Annotated in this window: 15 protein-coding genes; 10 read left to right on the forward strand and 5 right to left on the reverse strand. The window is 67.2% G+C overall.

The window, feature by feature from the left end; all coding sequences use genetic code 11:
* The first annotated feature begins 146 nt into the window (after window positions 1-146).
* The 7 genes from ACPRTJ_RS05840 (at window position 147) to ACPRTJ_RS05870 (ending at window position 10103) form a co-directional block, all read left to right on the forward strand.
* Complete coding sequence (locus ACPRTJ_RS05840) at window positions 147-1325, forward strand: efflux RND transporter periplasmic adaptor subunit (protein ID WP_054916289.1); 1179 nt, start codon at window positions 147-149, stop codon at window positions 1323-1325.
* Window positions 1322-4423 carry a multidrug efflux RND transporter permease subunit gene (locus ACPRTJ_RS05845; protein ID WP_426428346.1) on the forward strand — a complete coding sequence of 1034 codons (3102 nt, stop codon included), beginning with the start codon at window positions 1322-1324 and terminating at the stop codon, window positions 4421-4423. The genes ACPRTJ_RS05840 and ACPRTJ_RS05845 overlap by 4 nt, the downstream gene beginning before the upstream one ends.
* A gap of 9 nt (window positions 4424-4432) precedes the next feature.
* The gene (locus tag ACPRTJ_RS05850) at window positions 4433-5107 is read left to right on the forward strand and encodes a heavy metal response regulator transcription factor (RefSeq protein ID WP_043864394.1); all 675 of its coding nucleotides are present in this window, start codon (window positions 4433-4435) and stop codon (window positions 5105-5107) included.
* Window positions 5082-6464, forward strand: coding sequence for a heavy metal sensor histidine kinase (locus tag ACPRTJ_RS05855; RefSeq protein WP_100632998.1), 1383 nt, complete (start codon window positions 5082-5084; stop codon window positions 6462-6464). Before ACPRTJ_RS05850 ends, ACPRTJ_RS05855 begins: the two co-directional genes overlap by 26 nt.
* A 208-nt stretch (window positions 6465-6672) precedes the next feature.
* A complete protein-coding gene (locus tag ACPRTJ_RS05860; RefSeq protein ID WP_043864392.1) occupies window positions 6673-6894 on the forward strand; it encodes a hypothetical protein in 222 nt (73 codons plus the stop codon).
* 255 nt (window positions 6895-7149) lie between these two features.
* Window positions 7150-8424, forward strand: coding sequence for an OprD family porin (locus ACPRTJ_RS05865; protein WP_231390716.1), 1275 nt, complete (start codon window positions 7150-7152; stop codon window positions 8422-8424).
* 176 nt (window positions 8425-8600) lie between these two features.
* Window positions 8601-10103 carry a GGDEF domain-containing protein gene (locus ACPRTJ_RS05870; RefSeq protein ID WP_058541380.1) on the forward strand — a complete coding sequence of 501 codons (1503 nt, stop codon included), beginning with the start codon at window positions 8601-8603 and terminating at the stop codon, window positions 10101-10103.
* On the opposite strand, the gene ACPRTJ_RS05875 is transcribed toward ACPRTJ_RS05870, so the two are convergent.
* Window positions 10100-10576 (reverse strand): PA2169 family four-helix-bundle protein, encoded by a 477-nt coding sequence (locus ACPRTJ_RS05875; RefSeq protein WP_043864389.1) that lies wholly within the window; start codon window positions 10574-10576, stop codon window positions 10100-10102. The two genes, ACPRTJ_RS05870 and ACPRTJ_RS05875, sit on opposite strands and share 4 nt — an antisense overlap.
* A gap of 204 nt (window positions 10577-10780) precedes the next feature.
* Here ACPRTJ_RS05875 and ACPRTJ_RS05880 point away from each other — a divergent pair, with 204 nt between their 5' ends.
* Window positions 10781-11011 (forward strand): DUF3820 family protein, encoded by a 231-nt coding sequence (locus tag ACPRTJ_RS05880; protein ID WP_043864478.1) that lies wholly within the window; start codon window positions 10781-10783, stop codon window positions 11009-11011.
* Here the strand turns inward: ACPRTJ_RS05880 and ACPRTJ_RS05885 are convergent, their stop codons facing one another.
* From ACPRTJ_RS05885 to ptsP, 3 genes are read right to left on the reverse strand one after another with little or no spacing between them, the layout of a single operon-like run.
* Window positions 11012-12751 carry a PTS fructose-like transporter subunit IIB gene (locus ACPRTJ_RS05885; RefSeq protein WP_426428349.1) on the reverse strand — a complete coding sequence of 580 codons (1740 nt, stop codon included), beginning with the start codon at window positions 12749-12751 and terminating at the stop codon, window positions 11012-11014. It abuts the gene before it with no gap.
* Window positions 12748-13704: a 1-phosphofructokinase gene (gene pfkB, locus ACPRTJ_RS05890; protein WP_426428351.1), complete on the reverse strand. Its 957-nt coding sequence runs from the start codon at window positions 13702-13704 to the stop codon at window positions 12748-12750. Before pfkB ends, ACPRTJ_RS05885 begins: the two co-directional genes overlap by 4 nt.
* Window positions 13704-16562 (reverse strand): phosphoenolpyruvate--protein phosphotransferase, encoded by a 2859-nt coding sequence (gene ptsP / locus ACPRTJ_RS05895; RefSeq protein WP_426428353.1) that lies wholly within the window; start codon window positions 16560-16562, stop codon window positions 13704-13706. The genes pfkB and ptsP overlap by 1 nt, the downstream gene beginning before the upstream one ends.
* Window positions 16563-16846: 284 nt before the next feature.
* Here ptsP and cra point away from each other — a divergent pair, with 284 nt between their 5' ends.
* Both cra and ACPRTJ_RS05905 read left to right on the forward strand, forming a co-directional pair.
* Window positions 16847-17842 carry a catabolite repressor/activator gene (gene cra / locus ACPRTJ_RS05900; RefSeq protein WP_054916282.1) on the forward strand — a complete coding sequence of 332 codons (996 nt, stop codon included), beginning with the start codon at window positions 16847-16849 and terminating at the stop codon, window positions 17840-17842.
* A gap of 2 nt (window positions 17843-17844) precedes the next feature.
* On the forward strand, window positions 17845-18621 hold the full coding sequence (locus ACPRTJ_RS05905) for a TatD family hydrolase (protein WP_054916281.1): 777 nt from the start codon (window positions 17845-17847) through the stop codon (window positions 18619-18621).
* 41 nt (window positions 18622-18662) lie between these two features.
* Here ACPRTJ_RS05905 and ACPRTJ_RS05910 read toward each other — a convergent pair whose 3' ends face one another.
* On the reverse strand, window positions 18663-20681 hold the full coding sequence (locus tag ACPRTJ_RS05910; protein ID WP_054916280.1) for a methyl-accepting chemotaxis protein: 2019 nt from the start codon (window positions 20679-20681) through the stop codon (window positions 18663-18665).
* Window positions 20682-20849: the final 168 nt, after the last annotated feature.

Raw genomic sequence — 20849 nt, forward strand, 5'->3', positions numbered from 1 at the left:
AGTAAAACCTTGATCCAGCGCAGACTATTGGCACTTGGCCATCTGCCAGCTGACAGCGCTGACAGGTGGGCGTCACACTGCTGACCCCCAGTAGCAGCTATAACCTACTGACAGCCCTCCTTTTTCTGCCCTGGCGCCGTGCACGCATGCGAATTTCCAGCTCTCGAGTGTTTTTTTTCGGCCTGATAGCGTTGCTGCTGGGCCTGGCGCTGTACCTGACTTTCGGTCGCCATACGGCCAGCCAACCGGCCATGCCCGTGGCCACCCCGGTCAGTGTGATCCAGGTGCAGCAGCAGGATGTGCCGCACTACCTCAGCGCCATCGGCGCGGTGCAGTCGCTGCACAGCGTGCAGATCCGCCCCCAGGTGGAGGGCGTGCTGACCCGGATCCTGGTCAAGGAGGGCCAGCCGGTGCAGGCCGGTGACCTGCTGGCCACCCTGGATGACCGCAGCATCCGCGCCAGCCTCGAGCAGGCCCAGGCGCAACTGGGCCAGAGCCAGGCCCAGCAGCAGGTGGCCGAGGTCGACCTCAGGCGCTACCGCCTGCTCAGCGAAGACAACGGCATCTCGCGCCAGACCCTCGACCAGCAGCAGGCGCTGGTCAACCAGCTCAAGGCAAGCATCCTCGGCAACCAGGCAGCGATCGCCGCGGCCAAGGTGCAGTTGTCGTACACCCAGATCCGCTCGCCGGTCACCGGACGGGTGGGCATTCGCAACATCGACGAAGGCAACCTGGTGCGCACCAGCGACGCCCAGGGCCTGTTCAGCGTGACCCAGATCGACCCCATCGCGGTGGAGTTCGCCGTGCCGCAGCAATGGCTGCCGACCCTGCAGGGGCTGGTGGCCGCCGAACCCCCGGCGCCGATCCGTGCCTACCTCGAAGGCAACGGCGACAGCGGCGGCCTGCTGCTGGGTGAAGGGCACCTGAGCCTGATCGACAACCAGATCGCCGCCAACACCGGCACCCTGCGCGCCAAGGCCGCGTTCGACAATGCCCAGGCCCGCCTGTGGCCGGGGCAACTGGTGAGCCTGAAGATCCAGACCAGCATCCAGCGCGATGCGCTGGTGGTGCCCCCCGGCGTGGTGCAGCGGGGCATCGACCAGCACTTCGTGTACCGCGTCGAGGGCGACAAGGTCGCGGTGGTGCCGGTCAAGGTGCTGTATCAGGACAGCAACCTCAACGTGATCAGCGGCGTAGCGGTCAACGACACGCTGGTGGCCGACGGGCAGTCGCGGCTCAGGCCCGGCGCCCGGGTCGAGGTGCTGGCAGCCCCGCCCGCCGCGCCCGTCGGCGACGATGTTGCCGGCAGCGGTGTGCAGCCATGAGCGGGCGCAGCTCGATCAGTGCGTGGTGCATCGACCGCCCGGTGGCCACCCTGCTGCTGACCTTCGCCCTGGTGCTGCTGGGCGTGGTGGCGTTCCCGCAGTTGCCGGTGGCACCGCTGCCCGAAGCGGACTTCCCCACCATTCAGGTCAGCGCGCAGCTGCCCGGCGCCAGCCCCGAGACCATGGCCTCGTCGGTGGCCACCCCGCTGGAGGTGCAGTTCAGCGCCATCCCCGGCATGACCCAGATGACCTCCAGCAGCGCACTGGGCTCCACCAGCCTGATCCTGCAGTTCACCCTCGACAAGAACATCGACACCGCCGCCCAGGAAGTCCAGGCCGCGATCAACACCGCCTCCTCGCGCCTGCCCCAGGACATGCCGAGCCTGCCCACCTGGCGCAAGGTCAACCCGGCCGACAGCCCGGTGCTGATCATGACCGTCAGCTCCGCGCAGATGCCGGCCAACGAACTGAGCGACTACGCCGAAACCCTGCTGGCACGCCAGCTGAGCCAGATCGACGGGGTCGGGCTGGTCAACATCACCGGCCAGCAGCGCCCGGCGATTCGCGTGCAGGCCCAGCCGGAAAAACTCGCCGCCATCGGCCTGACCCTGGCCGACCTGCGCCAGGCCATCCAGCAGACCAGCCTCAACCTGGCCAAGGGCGCGCTGTACGGCGACAGCAACGTGTCGACCCTGGCCACCAACGACCAGCTGTTCCACCCCGATGAATACGCCCAGCTCATCGTCGCCTACCGCGACGGCGCCCCGGTACACCTCAAGGACGTGGCCACGGTCATCAACGGCGCCGAAAACGCCTATGTCAAAGCCTGGTCCGGCGACCAGGAAGGCCTCAACCTGGTGGTGTTCCGCCAGCCCGGGGCCAACATCGTCGACACCGTGGACCGGGTCATGCAGGCGCTGCCGCACCTGGAAGAAATGCTCCCGGCATCGGTGCAGGTGTCGGTGCTCAGCGACCGCACCCAGACCATCCGCGCCTCGCTGCACGAGGTGGAGATCACCCTGCTGATCGCCGTGCTGCTGGTGATCGCGGTCATGGCGCTGTTCCTGCGCCAGTGGTCGGCCACGCTGATCGTCTCCAGCGTGCTGGGGGTATCGCTGGTGGCCAGCTTCGCGCTGATGTACCTGTTCGGCTTCAGCCTGAACAACCTGACCCTGGTGGCCATCGTCATCGCCGTGGGGTTTGTGGTGGACGATGCCATCGTGGTGGTGGAAAACATCCACCGGCACCTGGAGGCCGGCGACGACAGCCGCACGGCTGCCCTCAAGGGCGCCGGCGAGATCGGCTTCACCGTTGTCTCGATCAGCTTCTCGCTGGTGGCCGCGTTCATTCCGCTGCTGTTCATGGGGGGCGTGGTGGGGCGGCTGTTCAAGGAGTTCGCCCTCACCGCCACCTCCACCATCCTGATTTCGGTGGTGGTCTCGCTGACCCTGGCGCCGACCCTGTGCGCGCTGTTCATGCGCCGCCCGCAACACCCCGAGCACGCCGCACCGACCTTCGGCGAGCGCCTGGTGGCCGGTTACGATCGTCTGCTGGTCAGGGCCCTGGCGCACCAGAGGCTGATGCTCGGGCTGTTCTTCGTGACCCTGGCCCTGGCCATCGGCGGCTACGTGGCCATTCCCAAGGGCTTCTTTCCGGTGCAGGACACCGGCTTCATCCTCGGCACCACCGAGGCCGCGGCCGACGTGTCGTACCCGGACATGGTGCGCAAGCACCAGGCGCTGGCGAAGATCATCGAGGCCGACCCTGCGGTACGCGCGTTCTCGCACTCGGTGGGGGTTACCGGCAGCAACCAGACCATCGCCAACGGGCGCTTCTGGATCGCCCTCAAGGACCCTGCCCAGCGCGACGTGTCGGCCAGCGAGTTCATCGACCGGCTGCGCCCCAAGGCCGCCCAGGTGCCGGGCCTGGTGCTGTACCTGCGGGCCGGGCAGGACATCAACCTCAGCTCCGGGCCCAGCCGCAGCCAGTACCAGTACGTGCTCAAGAGCAACGACGGCCCGGCGCTCAACCTGTGGACCCAGCGCCTGACCGAACGCCTGCACGCCAACCCGGCGTTCCGCGACCTGTCCAACGACCTGCAGCTGGGCGCCAGCGTGACCCGCATCGACATCGACCGCCAGGCCGCCGCGCGTTTCGGCCTGACCACCGCCGACGTCGACCAGGCGCTGTACGACGCCTTCGGCCAGCGTCAGATCAGCGAGTTCCAGACCGAGACCAACCAGTACAAGGTGATCCTGGAAATCGATGCACGCCAGCGTGGCAAGGCCGAGAGCCTGGCCTACTTCTACCTGCGCTCGCCCCTCAGTGGCGAGATGGTGCCGCTGGCGGCGCTGGCCAAGGTCGCGGCGCCCAGCACCGGGCCGCTGTCGATCAGCCACGACGGGCTGTTCCCGGCCGCCAACCTGTCGTTCAACCTGGCACCGGGGGTAGCCCTGGGCGATGCGGTGAGCATCCTCGAACGCACCCAGCGCGAGCTGGGCATGCCGGCCTCGATCATCGGCACCTTCCAGGGCGCGGCCCAGGCCTTCCAGAGTTCGCTGTCGAGCCAGCCGTGGTTGATCCTGGCCGCGCTGGTGGCGGTGTACATCATTCTGGGGGTGCTCTACGAGAGCTTCGTGCACCCGCTGACCATCATCTCCACCCTGCCCTCGGCGGGCCTTGGCGCACTGGCGCTGCTGTGGCTGATGGGCCAGGACTTCACCATCATGGGCCTGATCGGCGTGGTGCTGCTGATCGGCATCGTCAAGAAGAACGGCATCCTGCTCATCGACTTTGCCCTGGAGGCCCAGCGCCAGCGCGGGCTTGCGCCAGAGGCGGCGATCCACGAGGCGTGCCTGACGCGCTTTCGTCCGATCATCATGACCACCCTGGCCGCCCTGCTGGGCGCGGTGCCACTGATGCTCGGCGCCGGGGCCGGGGCCGAGCTGCGCCAGCCGCTGGGCATCGCGGTGGTGGGCGGGCTGCTGGTCAGCCAGGCGCTGACACTGTTCACCACGCCGGTCATATACTTGGCCCTGGAGCGCCTGTTCCACCGCCGCCGCAACGACCTGCCGGCGGCCCGGCCGATCGAGAACTGAGAGCCGACCATGCGCGTGCTGATTATCGAAGACGAACAGAAGACCGCCGACTACCTGCATCGCGGCCTCACCGAACAAGGCTTTACCGTGGACCTCGCCCCGGACGGCATCGAGGGCCTGCACCTGGCCCTCGAGGGCGACTACTCGGTGATCGTGCTCGACGTGATGCTGCCGGGCCTGGATGGCTACGGCGTACTGCGCGCCCTGCGTGCACGCAAGCAGACCCCGGTGATCATGCTCACCGCCCGCGAGCGCGTCGAAGACCGCATCCGCGGCCTGCGCGAAGGCGCCGACGACTACCTGGGCAAGCCGTTCTCGTTCCTCGAACTGGTGGCGCGCCTGCAGGCGCTGACCCGCCGCAGCGGCGGGCACGAGCCGGTGCAGATCCAGGTCGCGGACCTGTGGGTGGACCTGATCAGCCGCAAGGCCAGCCGCGCCGGCCAGCGCCTGGAACTGACCGCCAAGGAGTTCTCGCTGCTCAGCGTGCTGGCGCGCCGCCAGGGCGAGATCCTGTCCAAGACCGCGATTGCCGAGCTGGTGTGGGACATCAACTTCGACAGCGACGCCAACGTGGTGGAAGTCGCCATCAAGCGCCTGCGCGCCAAGCTCGACGGCCCGTTCGAGACCAAGCTGCTGCACACCATCCGAGGCATGGGCTATGTACTGGAAAGCCGTGCGCACTAACTCCATCGCCCTGCGCCTGAGCCTGCTGTTCAGCCTGGTGGCGCTGGGCGTGTTCCTGCTGATCGGCGGTGCCCTGTACAAACAGGTCGACCGCAGCCTCGACCTGCTGCCGGAGGCCGAACTGGACGCCCGCTACAGCGTGCTGGAATCGGCGCTGACCCGCTATGGCACCCGGGAGCACTGGGCCAAGATCACCAACAAGCTCAACCTGCTGGGCGAGGAAGACCGGCGTATCCGCTTCTGGGTGGTGAGTGGCGACGCGCACTACGAGTACGGCCAGCCCGACGCCGCGCTACGCGACTTTGCCGCCGGCCCGCTGGGCATGCGCGACCTGCAGCTGGAGGGGCGGCCGTACCCGTACAAGGTGCTGGTGAGCGAGCTGCCGGCGCTGGACCGGCGCCCTGCCCTGCGCTTTCTGCTCGGCATCGATACCGAAACCTTCTGGCACACCCAGCACACCCTGCTGGGGGCATTGATCAGCCTGGCGGTGATCGGCGTGCTGCTGGCCTCGGCCCTGGGCTACTGGGCTGCCCGCATCGGCCTGCGCCCGCTGCGGGCGCTGTCGGCCGAGGCCCAGCAACTGGCGCCACCGCACCTGAGCGCACGCCTGTATGCGGCCGACCTGCCGCCAGAGCTGCAACAGTTCGCCGGCACCTTCAATGCCACCCTGGAGCGGGTCGAGCAGGCCTATTCACGCCTGGAGGGGTTCAATGCCGACGTGGCCCATGAGCTGCGCTCGCCCCTGACCAACCTGATCGGCCAGACCCAGGTGGCGCTGACCCGCGGTCGCAGCGCCGAACATTACTTCGAGGTATTGCAATCGAACCTGGAGGAACTGGAGCGGCTGCGCAGCATCGTCAACGACATGCTGTTCCTGGCCAGTGCCGACCAGGGCAACAAGGCCACAGCGCTGACCAGCAGCTCGCTGGCCGAGGAAGTGGCGACCACCCTGGACTACCTGGACTACATCCTCGAGGACGCCCAGGTACGGGTGCAGGTCAGCGGCGATGCACGGGCGCGCATCGAGAAAGCGCAGTTGCGCCGGGCGCTGATCAACCTGCTCAACAATGCGGTGCAGCACACGGCCCGCCAGCAGGTGATCCAGGTGCATATCGAGCGTCAGGGCGAGCAGGTATGCATTGCCGTGAGCAACCCGGGCCCGGCCATCGAGGCCGTGCACCTGCCTCGCCTGTTCGAGCGCTTCTACCGGGTGGATGCCGCGCGCAGCAACAGCGCCGTGGGCAACCATGGGCTGGGGCTGGCGATCGTCAAGGCGATTGCGCTGATGCATGGCGGCAGCGTGTTTGCCCGCAGCCAGGCGGGGGCCAATACCTTCGGGATTCTGTTGCCGGCCTGAAGCCCCCATCGCGGGTCAAGCCCGCTCCCACAAGGGCCAGCGAACACCCTGTGGGAGCGGGCTTGACCCGCGATGGGCCAAACGCTGCGCTCGACTGTTACCCGAAATGCAACAGTGCATTGCCCAATCCCCTCTGTTTCAAGCCCCCACCGAGGACTATCGTACCCACACCAAATAGATAGCTTGCTATGCAAGAAGGTAGCTTCAAATGTCCAACAGTATGGGTATTGCCAGTATTTTCGTCCTGTCGTCCGTATTGCTCTCGCCCCTGGCCATGGCCGAGGAGTCCCCTGCTTTCGTGGCGCAGTACGCCGCCCGCGCCGCTGCCGCGCAGCAAGGCCGCGAAGCCCTCGCCCAGCAGCAGGACCACGCCAAAAACCTGGAGCAGACCGCGTCCAAAGGTTCTGCGAGTGCCGACAAAGACAGCTGATACGCTGCCTCTGCCTCTCTCCTATTCCCTCGACTGCTGCGCTGGCGACGTGTTCGCCTGCGTGGCCGTCTTTCAAAGCCGCTGCTATCAGCGGCTTTTTTTTGGCCTGGACAAAAGGTTCTGCGGCCAGAGATGTGTCCTCACAAGAAAACACCGCTTCGCACAATAAAAAGCTGCATCCCTCACCTCAAGGAGTCCACACCGGTGATCCACGCGTTTCGCTTGACCCCGCTGTTCGTTGCGCTGGCTGCAACGATGCCCCTGCACGCCCAGGCCGACGAGGCCGAAGGCTTCGTCGAAGGTGCGCACCTCGACGTGCTCAGCCGCAACTACTACCTCAACCGCAACCAGCTGCAGCGCGGCAACCACGACAACCGTGAATGGGGCCAGGGCTTCATCGGCAAGTTCGAGTCCGGGTTCACCCAGGGCACCGTGGGCTTTGGTCTGGATGCCCATGCCATGCTCGGCCTCAAGCTGGACGGCGGTGGCGGCACGGCGGGTTCGAGCATCCTGCCCTACCACTACAAGGACGATGGCGAACTGGGCAAGGCCCCGGATTCGTTCTCCAATGCCGGCGCTGCCATCAAGCTCAAGGCCTTCGACACCGTACTGCGTGCCGGCGACCTGTTCCTGACCAACCCGGTGATCGCCGGTGGCGAGACGCGCATGCTGCCGCAGACCTTCCGCGGCGTCAGCCTGACCAACAACAGCATCGACGGGCTGCAACTGGAAGGCGGCCAGGCCAGCTTCACCAAGCTCTACAACCAGAGCGGCCACAAGCGCATCGGCGCTACCTACGGCAACCTGCCAGATGACCGCGAAAGCCGTCACCTGAACTGGGCCGGCGCAGCCTGGGCACCGGTCGAAGGTTTTACCAGCAGCCTGTACGCCGCCGAACTCAAGGACGTGTGGAACCAGTACTACCTGGACCTGGACTACACCTGGCAGCTCGCCGACGGCGTCAGCCTCAACCCCGGCCTGCACTACTACCACACCCAGGACACCGGCGATGCGCTGCTGGGCAGCATCGACAACAACACCTACAGCCTGCACCTGGCGCTCGGCGTGGGTAACCACACCGTCACTGCGGTGTACCAGCGGGTCAACGGCAACACGCCGTTCGACTACATCACCCTGGGCGACAGCGTGTACCTGGACAACTCGCAGATGTACTCGGACTTCAACGGGCCTGGCGAGCGTTCGTGGAAACTCAAGTACGCCTATGACTTCGCCGGCGTCGGCATGCCCGGCCTGACCACCGCCGTGTCGTACTCGCGCGGCAAGCTGGACCTGAGCAAGGTCGACCCGGCCAGCGCCGGCTACAGCAACTGGTACAGCGCCGACGGCGACAATGCCCGTCACTGGGAACGCGACATGGACCTGGCCTACGTTTTCCAGCAAGGTTCCCTCAAGGACCTCAGCGTGCTGCTGCGCTGGGCCTCGCACCGTGGCAGCCAGGGCTACGCCCAGGTCGACAACGATGTGGACGAATACCGCGTGATCGTCGAATACCCGCTCAACGTCTTCTGATCCCACCGCCATGCGCCAAAGAGCTTGCAGGATGCAGGCTCTTTTCCTGCAAATAGCCCCAAGATGCCGTACATCAATCGGCACCAGCAACAGCTTGTCCGACAATCTGCACCCGCCTAGAATACCGCCGCCTCGCACCTGCCCTTTCAACGACAGCGGTACGAATCACCTCCATCATGCCTTCGCGCCTTCCGCCCCAGCGCCCGACCCTGTACAGGACTCATCCGGAGTTGATCCTTAACCTGGGCAGTTGCCTGGCGGTTCTGGCCATCATCACCATCGTGACCTTCCTGCTGGTACGCGAAAAAGCCAACGTGGGCCAGGCGGCCGCACGCTCGGCCAGCAATATCGTGCAGTTGATCGACACCGACATCGTGCGCAACGTCGAGCTCTACGACCTGTCGCTGCACGGACTGATCTGGGCCATCCAGCGCCCTGAGCTGGCCAGCGTGGCCGCGCCGCTGCGCCAGCAACTGCTGTTCAACCAGGCCTTCACCGTGCCGTTACGCGGCGACATCCTGTGGCTGGACCGCAACGGCAACGTGGCGGCCGACTCCACCAGCGTGGTGCCACGCAGCGCCAACTTTGCCGATAGCAAGGTGTTCCAGGCCCATCGCGACAACCCCGGCCTGGGCCTGGTCATCAGCCCGCCATTCAAGGCACGCCTGGGCGAGCTGGACTGGTGCATCAGTTTCAGCCGGCGCATCAACGATGCCGATGGGGCCTTCGCCGGTATCGCGTCAGGCGCCCTGCGCCTGGCCTACTTCAGCGAGCTGTTCCAGCGCCTGGACATCGGCCGCGACAGCAGCGTCAACCTGTTCAACAGCGACGGCGTGATGCTCGCCCGCCACCCTTCGCTGCCCAGCGACCCGCTGATCGGCGCCGACCTGTCCGAGCAACCCAACTTCAAGCGCGCAATGGCCCAGGGCAACGGCAGCTTCACCGCGCGTTCGAGCCTGGACGGCAAGCATCGCCTGTACACCTTTTCACGGGTGGACGACCTGCCGCTGCTGGTGGTGGTGGCCTTGTCCACCGACGAGGTCTATGGCTCGTGGCGGCGTACCGCACTGGTGGTCAGTATCGCTACCGGCCTGTTGTGCATCGGCATCCTCTGGCTGTCGTTGCTGCTGGGGCGCGAATTGCGCAGGCGCCACAGCGCCGAGCAGGGCCTGGCCGAACTGGCAGCCACCGACAGCCTCACGGGGCTGGCCAACCGTCGTCAGCTCGACCAGGTACTGCGCCGCGAATGGGCACGTGCCCAGCGCAGCCAGCGCCCGCTGGCGGTACTGATGGTGGATGTGGACCACTTCAAGGCGTTCAATGAACGCCACGGTCACCAGGGCGGGGACGAAGCGCTACGCCAGGTGGCGACGACGATCGCGCACAGCATCCGCCGCCCGGCGGACCTGGCCGCACGATATGGTGGGGAGGAATTTCTGGTGATCGTGCCCGAGACCGACCTCAACGGCGTGCTGACCCTGGCCGAACGTATCCGCAGCAGCGTCGAGGCACTGCCGCCGTTCGGCGACGACCAGCACCCGGTGACCGTCAGCATTGGCGTGGGCCTGCAGACGCCAGAAGCCCAGCAGGATCTTTCGACCTTGCTGGGCTGTGCGGACGATGCGCTGTATTGCGCCAAGCGCAACGGGCGCAACCGGGTAGAGGTGTACGCCGGTTAGGAACGTGCGCGGGCCGCGTCGCGCAGCACCTTGACCTGGTCATGGTTGCGCTGCACGCCATGGTACTGGCGCTCGACCAGGGCATATGCCGGGTCACTTGCCGGTACATTCAGCTTGGCCAGTTTTTCCAGGGCATCCTTGTAGGCTTTGAGGGCGTGGTCTTCACCGCGCTCCACTTCTTCCAGCACCGCCTTGTCGTCGTTGCTGGTCAGCGAAGACTTGAGGTTGACCCAGGCGCGGTGCATGTCACCGCTGAGGCTGGTGGTGGTTTCCGGGTCGCCGCCCAGGGAACGCACGTGCTGCTGCAGATCTGCGGCGGCGCTACGGCATTCGCCTTCACGCTGCAGGAAGAACGCCTTCAGGTCCGGGTTCTTGGCATCCTCGGCAGAAGTCTTGAAGCCCTTCTCGCCATCCTTGCTGTACTCGATGAGGTTGTTCAGAACCGAAATAACGTCTTTGTTCACGTTGGTCATGACAGTGCTCCTTTGCATGAGGGTGGTTGCGTAGTACAGGAGCAGTGTTCATGCCAGCTTTTCTGTAAAAATTAAATCTTTTAAAATCAACAACTTATAAAAATTTTGAACCTTCCCCAAGCAGCGTTTTGCATGAACGGACCTTTGGTCTCGTGCAGATTGCATGTATTGTCGGGGCCTTTCCTGCACTGCTGCGCCGAGCCCATGACTCCCGAGACACTCGAACTGCTGGTCACCCGCGAAATGCCCTATGGCAAGTACCAGGGCCGGCTGATCGCCGACCTGCCCGGCCACTACCTCAACTGGTTCGCCCGCCAGGGCTTTCCCAAGGGCGAACTGGGCGGGCTGCTGGCGCTGATGCACGAGGTCGACCACAACGGCCTGGCCGACCTGCTCGAACCGCTGCGCAAGAAGCACCCGCGCCCACGCCCCTGATCAGGCCTTGGCCGGCTCCAGTGCCAGCTCGGCCACGTCCCTGCGCTTGAGCACCGCGTACACCACAGCGGTCAGCAGGCTGCCGGCGGCGATGGCCAGCAGGTACAGCAGGGCGTGGTTGATCGCGTTGGGAATCAGCATCACGAACAGCCCGCCGTGGGGCGACATCAGCTTGCAACCGAAATACATCGACAGCGCGCCGGCCAGTGCACCGCCGACCACGCTGGCGGGGATCACCCGCAGCGGGTCCTTGGCCGCGAACGGGATCGCCCCCTCCGAAATGAAGCACATGCCCAGCACCAGCGCCGCCTTGCCGGCCTCGCGCTCGCTCTGGGCGAACTTGCGTCGCGCCAGGAAGGTGGCGATGCCCAGGCCGATCGGCGGTACCATGCCGGCGGCCATGGTCGCGGCCATCGGCGCCATGCTCTGGTTGGCCAGCAGGCCCACCGAGAAGGCATAGGCGGCCTTGTTCACCGGCCCGCCCAGGTCCACGCACATCATGGCGCCGAGCAGTATGCCCAGCAGCACCGCGTTGGCAGTGCCCATGCTGTCGAGAAAATGCGTCAGGCCATCGAGCATGCCGGCCACCGGCTTGCCCACCACGTAGATCATCACCAGGCCGGTGAACAGGCTGGCCAGCAGCGGGATGATAAGGATCGGCTTGAGACTCTCCAGGCTGCTGGGCAGGCGGACCCAGTGGCTGATCGCCTTGGCCGCGTAGCCGGCCACGAAGCCTGCGACGATGCCGCCGATGAAGCCGGCGCCCAGCGAACTGGCGAGCAGCCCGCCGATCATGCCCGGCGCCAGGCCCGGGCGGTCGGCAATCGAATACGCGATGTAGCCGGCCAGCAGCGGCACCATCAGCTTGAATGCGGCGTCTTCGCCGATCTGGCGCAGGGCGGCGGCCAGGGTGCCCGGCTCCTTGTAGGCATCGAGCCCGAACATGTATGCCAGGGCGATCAGCAACCCGCCTGCCACCACCATCGGCAACATGAACGACACCCCGGTCAGCAGGTGCTTGTACACCCCGGCCCTTTCACTGCGTGCAGGTGCGGCGCCGGCGTTGCCGGCGGCACGCTCTTCGCGACCTTCGGCCAGCGCCTTGTTCAAGGTGGCCTGGGCCTGCTTGAGGGCCACGCCGGTGCCACAACGGTAGATGCGCTTGCCGGCGAAGCGCTCGGTGGGCACTTCGATATCGGCGGCCAGCAGTACCACGTCGGCTTCGGCGATGGCCGCGGCGCTCAGCGGGGTGCGTGCCCCCACCGAGCCCTGGGTTTCGACGGCCAGTTGATAACCCAGTTGCCGGGCCGCCTGCTGCAAGGCTTCGGCGGCCATGAAGGTGTGCGCCACCCCGGTGGGGCAGGCAGTGACCGCAACGATCTTCTTCACCGCCCCCGCTGCGGCCGGCGCAGGCGCCATGGCTTCGGGGTGATGCACCTGGGCCTGTTCGGCGGCCAGGCGCAGAAAGCTCTCCACATCCTGCAGGGCCTGGGCCGGGGTGCTCTGGAACAGGCGCTTGCCGGCAAAGCGCTGCAGGTCGAACGGGCCGGTGCTGATCACCAGCACCCAGTCGGCGGCGGCGATCACTGCCGGCGAAAGCTGGCGCTCGGGATGGTCGGGGTCGTGCACCTCGACACTGGTGCTCCAGCCCTGGCGCTGCGCGGCCGCATCCAGCAGGCGAGCGCTGAGCAGGCTGGACACCTGGCCGTTGGGGCAGGCGGTGACGATGGCGATCTTCATTGTTCACCCTCTTGTCGAGCGTGGGGAATCTGCACCCGGACGGCATCTGCGAGCTGCGCCAGTTGCACGCGGTCGCCGATGCCGAAGCCGATCTGGGTCACGGCCTGGGCGGCAATCGCGGTGGCGCGGCGCAAGGTCTGCGCGGCAGGCTCGGCACTGAGCAGGCCGTGCAGCATGCCGGCCAGCAACGAATCGCCCGCGCCCACCGTGCTGGCCACCATCACCTGGGGCGGCAGCGCCTGCAGGGCGCCGTCGCGCCGGAACCAGATCACCCCCTGCTCGCCCTGGGACACCACCACATGCTCGACGCCCTGGTCGATCAACTGGCGGGCAGCGGCCTGCTGCTCGGCAATGCTGTGCAGCGGGCGGCCCAGCGCTTCGGCCAGTTCGTCGGTATTGGGCTTGACCAGCCACGGCGCGCTCTTGAGCCCGGCGATCAAGGCCGCACCACTGCTGTCCAGGATCACCTTCAGGCCCAGCGACTTGAACCACGCCAGCAGCATCTGCAGCCACTGCGGGCTCACACCCGGCGGCAGGCTGCCGGCCACCACCACCGCGTCATACCCGCTGGCCAGGTGCTGCAGGCGTGCCAGCAGCTCGCCCTGGGCGTTTTCGTCGACCTGCGGGCCCACGCCGTTGATATCGGTGACCCGGCCATCGCCCTCCACCAGCTTGAGGTTGCTGCGGGTTTCGCCGGGCACCCGCACGAAGCAATCGGCAAAGCCGCGACGGGCCATCAGGGCCTCGAAGGGCTGCAGGTTGTCCTGGCCCAGGAAGCCGCCCACCGTCACCGAATGCCCCAGGTCGGCCAGCACCTGCGCCACGTTCAGGCCCTTGCCCGCCGCGTGGCTGTGCTGCGCGTGGCTGCGGTTGACCGCGCCGGGCTGCAGGGTGGCGAGGCTGACGGTGAGGTCCAGCGCCGGGTTGAGGGTCAGTGTGAGTATCCGTGCCATCAATGCATCTCCACCCGTGCGCGCACATCGGCGGCACTGCCCTGCACCAGCGCATCACGCGCCAGTTGCCGGGCCTGTTCAAAATTCAGTTCGCGCACCACCGCCTTGACCTCGGCAATGCTGCGCGCCGCCACGCTCAGTTCATCCACGCCCAGCCCCACCAGCACCGCCACCGCCTGAGGGTCGGCGGCCAGTTCCCCGCAGATGCCCACCCACTTGCCGTGGGCATGCGCGGCGCGCACGGTGATGTCGATCAGCTGCAGCACCGCTGGGTGCAGGCCATCGGCCTGGGCCGACAGGCTCGGGTGGCCGCGGTCGATGGCCAGGGTGTACTGGGTCAGGTCGTTGGTGCCTACACTGAAGAAGTCCACCTCCGGCGCCAGCACCGGTGCCAGCAGCGCGGCCGAAGGCACCTCGATCATGATGCCCACCTGCAGGTCGCCGACCGGTATCTCCTGGCGCAGGCGCTCGACCATTGCTCGGGCCTGGCGCCACTCCTCCACCTGCCCGACCATCGGGAACATGATGCGCAGCGGTCGCTCGCCCGCCGCGCGCAACAGGGCGCGCAACTGGCTTTCCATGACCTGCGGCCGTTGCAGGGTCAGGCGAATGCCGCGTACCCCCAGAAACGGGTTTTCCTCCTTGGCGATGGGCCAGTAGGGCAACGGCTTGTCGCCGCCCACATCCAGGGTGCGCACCACCAGCGGCCGGCCCTGCAGGCCGTCGAGCACACGGCGGTACTCGGCTTCCTGGGTGGCCTCGTCGGGCACCTGTGGATGGGCCATGAAGATCAGCTCGGTGCGCAGCAGGCCGATGCCTTCCGCGCCCAGGTCGATCACCTGTTCGATACCCGCGCTTTCACCGATGTTGGCGAACACTTCCACGGCATGCCCGTCGCGGGTCACGGCAGGTTCCAGGCGACGCGCCCGGGCCGCCTGCAGGCGCTGTTCGCGCTGCTCGCGCTCGGCCAGGGCGCGCTGCAGCTCGTCCGCCGCCGGGGCCACGGTCAGGCGCCCACGCTGGCCGTCCAGCAACAGCTCGGTGCCGGCGGCGATCAGCAGCACCGCCGCGCCGGCCCCCACCACCGCCGGGATGCCCAATGCCCGCGCCACGATCGCGCTGTGCGCGGTGGCGCCACCCCGTGCGGTGAGAATCCCGGCCACCCGCGCCGGATCGAGGCGCGCCACATCGGACGGGCCGACTTCGTCCATCACCAACACATACGGCTGTTGCGGGTCCGCCACCTCGGCGGCCCCGCACAGGGTGGCCAGCACACGGCGGCCCACGTCGCGCAGGTCGGCGGCGCGTTCGGCCAGCAGGACGTCTTGCAAGGCCTCCTGCTGCCGCGCTGCGGCCTCGATCACGGTCATCCAGGCCGCTGGGGCGCTTTCGCCCTGGAGCAGGCGCAGCTCGACTTCATCGCCCAGCCCCGGGTCGCTGAGCATTTCCTGGTGAGTGACGAAGATCTCGCGGATGGCCTTGGCCGGGCTGCGCCGGATCAGCGCTTCGAGCTCACTGGCCACGGCGGCCAGGGCACGTTGCAGGCGGTCGCGCTCGATCACCGGCGACTCGCCCCGCAGCGGGTAGTCGAAATGGCGCAGCACCTGCACATGCGCCGGGCCGCAGGCGATGCCCGGCGATGCGGCCACGCCCTGGACCTGCGTGCCCGGCAGCGGCGCGCTCAGCACAGGCTCGAGCACCTGGGGCGCCGCTACCTCGCTCACCGGCGCCAGCGCCTCGACCGCTTCGCCCAGACCTGCCTGCACCGCCGCCAGCAACGCCGGCAGCGCGCTGTCGGCCACGCTCGGCTCGGCGATGAACTCCAGTACCTGGCCACGGCGTGCGCCCAGGCTCAACAACTTGCTCAGGCTCTTGACCGACACGGCGGCCTCGCCGCTGTCGACCACGCGCACGCGCACCTCGCCCTCGAAGGCCTTGGCCAGTTGCGCCAGCTCCTTGGCCGGGCGCGCATGCAGGCCGTGGGCATTGGCCAGACCGACGCGAACGCTGGGCCAGTCGGCCGGCAGCTCGCCGCCCAGCACCTCCAGCACCGCACGGCTGCTGGTAGCGCGAAACAGCTCCTGCGCCCGACCTTCGATCAGCAGGCTACACAGACGTTCGAGCAGGGCCTGGTGCGCCGCGCCCAGGCTGGCCAGGCAGAACAGGCCGTTGAGCGGCTGGCCCAGGTAGCGCAGCGGCTGCTGCGGGGTGACGAACGCCAGGCCCGGCTTGCGCACGGTCTGCTCGCTGTGCAGCCACCACAGGCCATCGCCCAGGGGCAGCGCCTCGACCTGCTGCAGCACGGCGGCAAAGCCATTGCCGGCGCAATCGGCACGGCGCAGCAGGCGGGCGCCACGCCATACCAGCTCTTCGAAATCCTCGGCGGGCACACCCAGGCCGATCATCTGTGCATCCAGTGCCAGCTCCTGCGGCGCCCCCTGCAGCAGTTTGAGCAACGCCTCGGCGCTGCCGGCCCGGCGCAGCGCCTGGGCCAGGTCGGTCTCGCCCAGCGCGCGGGTGAGCAATTGCAGCAGGCGCAGGTGCTCGTCGGAGCGCGCGGCGATGCCGATGGCCAGGTACACGATCTGCCCGTCGCCCCAGTCCACGCCCTCGGGGAACTGCAACAGGCGCACGCCGGTGGCATGCACCAGCTCGCGGGTCTGCGGGGTACCGTGGGGGATGGCGATGCCCTGGCCGAGAAAGGTCGAGCCCTGGGCTTCACGCGCCTGCAGCCCGGCCAGGTAGCCCTCGGCCACCAGCCCGTCGGCCACCAGGCGCTCGGCCAGCAGCTGCAGCGCGGCGGTCTTGTCCACGGCCGACTGGCCCATGGAAATCTGCTCTATGGTGAGCTCGAGCATGAACCTCTCCTTTGCAGCGCCGGGCCGGCGCCGAGGTATTGTTGTGAATTTAGCAGCACCCGACACTTCGCAGGGCCGGGCGCAGGCGAAGGCCACGGCAGAAAAATCGCCTGCTGAATCGTTTAACCTAGAATAGCGTGCACGTTACTCGATAACCTGCGAACAATGAAAGCCCCATTTTGTCGGACAATTGCGACAATGGTCGTCTGCGCCGATGCTTCGCAATCGGCGACAATACCCGGTCAGGCTCTGCAGCCAACCCCGGTAATAACAAGGAAAATTCGGTGAAACTCAGCGATATCGCCCGTCTGGCCGGTGTGTCCGTTACCACTGCCAGTTATGTCATCAATGGCAAGGCCGAACAGCAACGCATCAGCAGCAGCACGGTAGAGCGTGTGCGTGCGGTGGTCGAGGCCCATGGCTTCACGCCCAACCCGCAGGCGGCCGGGCTGCGCAGCCGTCACACGCGCACCCTTGGCTTCATCCTGCCAGACCTGGAAAACCCCAGCTATGCGCGCATCGCCAAGCAACTGGAACAAGGCGCAAGGGCCCAGGGCTACCAGCTGCTGATCGCCAGCAGCGACGACCAGCCCGACAGCGAGCGCCAGTTGCAGCAGCTGTTTCGCGCACGGCGCTGCGACGCTCTGTTCGTCGCCAGCTGCCTGCCCGAAGACGACGACAGCTACCGCACGCTGCAGGCCAACGGCCTGCCGATCATCGGTATCGACCGCAGCCTGGACCCGGCGCAGTTCTGCTCGGTGGTCAGCGACGACGAGCATGCCAGCCTGCACCTGACCCGCAGCCTGCTCGACAGCGCCCCGGCGCATATCGCACTGATTGGCGCACGCCCGGAGCTGAGCGTCAGCCGCGCTCGCGCACGTGGTTTCGACCAGGCCCTGCAAGGCTTCGACGGACGGGCCAGCCAGCACCAGGGCGAAGCCTTCAGCCGCGAGTGCGGGCGCCGCCTGATGAGCGAGCTGCTGGCCGACCTGGGGCGCCTGCCCGACGCACTGGTGACCACCTCCTATGTACTGCTGCAAGGCGTGTTCGATGTGCTGCAGACCCGCCCGCCAGCATCGCGCAGCCTGCACCTGGGCACCTTCGGTGACAACCAGTTGCTGGACTTCCTGCCCCTGCCGGTCAACGCCATGGCCCAGCAGCACGGCCTGATGGCCGAAACCGCCCTGCGCCTGGCGCTGGAGGCGGTGGAGAAGCAGCACTACACGCCGGGTGTGCACGCGGTGGCGCGCACCTTCAAGCAACGCCTCTTCAAGGCCTGACCATGCGCCTGGTAGACACCCACACCCACCTGGACTTCCCCGACTTCGATGCCGACCGCAGTGAAGTGCTGGGGCAGGCGCGCCGCGCCGGGGTCGAGCGCATGGTGGTGCTGGGGGTGTACCAGGACAACTGGCAGCGGGTATGGGAGCTGGTCAAGAGCGATCCGCAGCTGTATGCGGCGTTCGGCCTGCACCCGGTGTACCTGGAACAGCATCGCCCGGAACACCTGCTGGCGCTGGGCGACTGGCTGAGCCGACTGCGTGGCGACCGGCAGTTGTGCGCGGTGGGCGAGTTCGGCCTGGACTACTACGTGGCCGAGCTGGACCGCGAGCGCCAGCAGGCGCTGTTCGAGGCCCAGTTGCAGCTGGCGGTGGACTTCGACCTGCCGGCGCTGCTGCATGTACGGCGCAGCCATGCCGACGTGATCGCCCGGCTCAAGCGCTTCAAGCTGGCGCGTGGCGGCATCGTGCATGCGTTTGCCGGCAGCTACGAGGAGGCCCGCGAGTACCGCCGCCTCGGGTTCAGGCTGGGGCTGGGCGGTGCGGCCACCTGGCCCCAGGCGCTGCGCCTGCGCAAGGTGCTGCCGCGCCTGGGGCTGGACGGCGTGGTGCTGGAGACCGACTCGCCGGACATGGCCCCGGCGATGTACGCCGGGGTGCGCAACAGCCCTGTGCACCTGCCGCAGATTGCCGTGGCACTGGCTGAGGTGATGGGGGTTGCGCCCCAGGTGCTGGCCGAGGCCAGCACGCGCAATGCCTGCGAGCTGTTTGGCTGGTAATACCGGCCCTGCGCCTTGCCGGCGAAGGGCCCAGCCCTCGCTCAGACCCTGAACGCCCCGATCAACTGCTTCAACTCCATCACCTGCGCCGACAGCTGCCGGCTCGCATCTTCGGTCTGGTGCGCGCCCTCGGTGGTGTGCTCGGCCGCGCGATTGATCTGCACGATGTTCAGGTCGATGTCATGCGCCACCGCCGTCTGCTGCTCCACCGCCGCCGCAATCTGCTGGTTCTGCTCCACGATGCTGCCCATCGCCCCCAGAATGTTGACCAGCGCCTGCTGCACCTGCTGCGACTGCCCCACGGTGCCCGCCGCCATCTGGTGACTGCTGTCCATCGCCCGCACCGCCGCCTCCACCCCGCCCTGCAGGCGTGAGATCATCTGGTCGATTTCCTCGGTCGACTGCTGCGTGCGCTTGGCCAGCGTGCGTACCTCGTCGGCCACCACCGCGAAGCCACGCCCCTGCTCCCCGGCCCGCGCCGCCTCGATGGCGGCGTTGAGCGCCAGCAGGTTGGTCTGCCCGGCGATGCTCTTGATCACCTCCAGCACCTGGCTGATCTGCTGGCTGTCGCTGACCAGCTGGTTGATCACCCCCACCGACTGGTCGATTTCGGCCGCCAGCCCGGCAATGCTGCCCTGCTGCGACTCCACCAGCTCGCGCCCGCTGACCGTCTCGCGGTTGACCCCGTGGGCGCTGTTCACGGCTGCCGCAGCGCTGCGCGCCACTTCCTGGGCAGTGGCCGACATCTGGTTCATGGCCGTGGCCACCTGCTCGATCTGCCCGCGCTGGCCGCTTACCGCCTGGTTGCTGCGCGCCGATACCGCATGCACCTGCTCGGCCTGGTGTTCCACCTCGGCCACCGTCTGCCCGACCCGCTCGATCAGGTCATGGATGCGCCGCACCGTGGTGTTGAACACCTCGCCCAGCTCGCCCAGCTCGTCGCGACTGCGGGCCTGGAAGGTCACCGTCATGTCGCCCCCGGCCACCTTGTCCATCACCTTGCCCAGGGTACGCAGGGTGCTGCGGGTGGAGGCATAGAAGCCGCCATACAGGTAGCCGATCAGCATGAACACCGCCGCCAGGGCCAGCACCAGCAGCACCATGTGCTGGCGGTAGTCGCCCAGGCGCGCCTGCAACTGCTGTTCGAGTACCTGCAGGGTGGCGCCATTGAGCAGGTAGGTCTGCTCGATCAGGCCGCTGACCTGCTGGTAGAACGCCGGCCACGGCGCATCGAGGGTATCGGCCATCACCACCTGGTCTTCGAGCAGCTCGCTGGCCTGCTTGAGCGACGCCTGGCTGCTGGCGGCCTGGCTGGCCAGCCGCGGCTCGTCGCCCAGGGCGTCCTGCAGGCGAATGGCGTAGTCGGCCGACAGCTTGTCGAGGCTTTTGAGCAGTTCTTCGAAACGGGTACTGGCCGATGAGTTGAGAAACCCCTGGCCCAGCGAGTAAGCCCCGATTGCGCGGCCTTCACCCAGGGTCTGGGTGACCTGGGCGGTGACCGTGGTCAGCAGCTCGCCCATCTGGCGCACGCCGGCATCGCTGTCCTGGCCAAGGCCCGACTGGCTGACCACCAGCTTGCCAAGCAGCTGCGCCTGCGCCAGCAGGGCGTCGTACAGGGCTGCACGGGTCTGCAGCGAGGAGTCGGCTCGCGCCGCCTCGAGCCCTGCCAGCAACTCGTCGCGCCGGGCGGTGAAGGCCTGCACCTGGGCCGGGTCCTCGGTCATCGGGGCCAGCGCGGCCACGCGCTTTGCCACCTGCTGTTCCAGCGCATCGATGCGCGCCTCCAGGTCGTCGGCCTTGCCGGACTGCCCCAGCACCGCGTTGATCTGCACCAGGTTGCCCAGGCTCTCCAGATCACCGCGCACGGCCAGGCTCTCGCTCAGCAGGCCGAGGCTGTGCAGCTCCACACGGGTGGCGTGGAACTTGGCATAGGCGTCGCGCACCAGATAGAAATTGGTGACCAGCATGGGCAGAAAGAACAGCACGCTGATCAGGCTGAACTTCATGCCGAAGCTCAGCCGGTTCATCAATGCGATTGCCGGATACAAGAGGCGCTTCAAGGGTCGTCTCCTTTCGATTTCTTATTGTTTTCTGCGCAATAGCACTAGGCCACTGGCGATCGTCAGCAGCCTCTGTATAGCGCATATCGAAGGGAAGTTTTGTAACTTAAGGTTAACCACCAGTAGCGGCGGCCTGTAGGAACGAGCCGCCGTTGCGGCAGCCCGTTT

It is taken from the genome of Pseudomonas palmensis, from assembly GCF_049942755.1.
Taxonomy (GTDB): domain Bacteria; phylum Pseudomonadota; class Gammaproteobacteria; order Pseudomonadales; family Pseudomonadaceae; genus Aquipseudomonas; species Aquipseudomonas palmensis.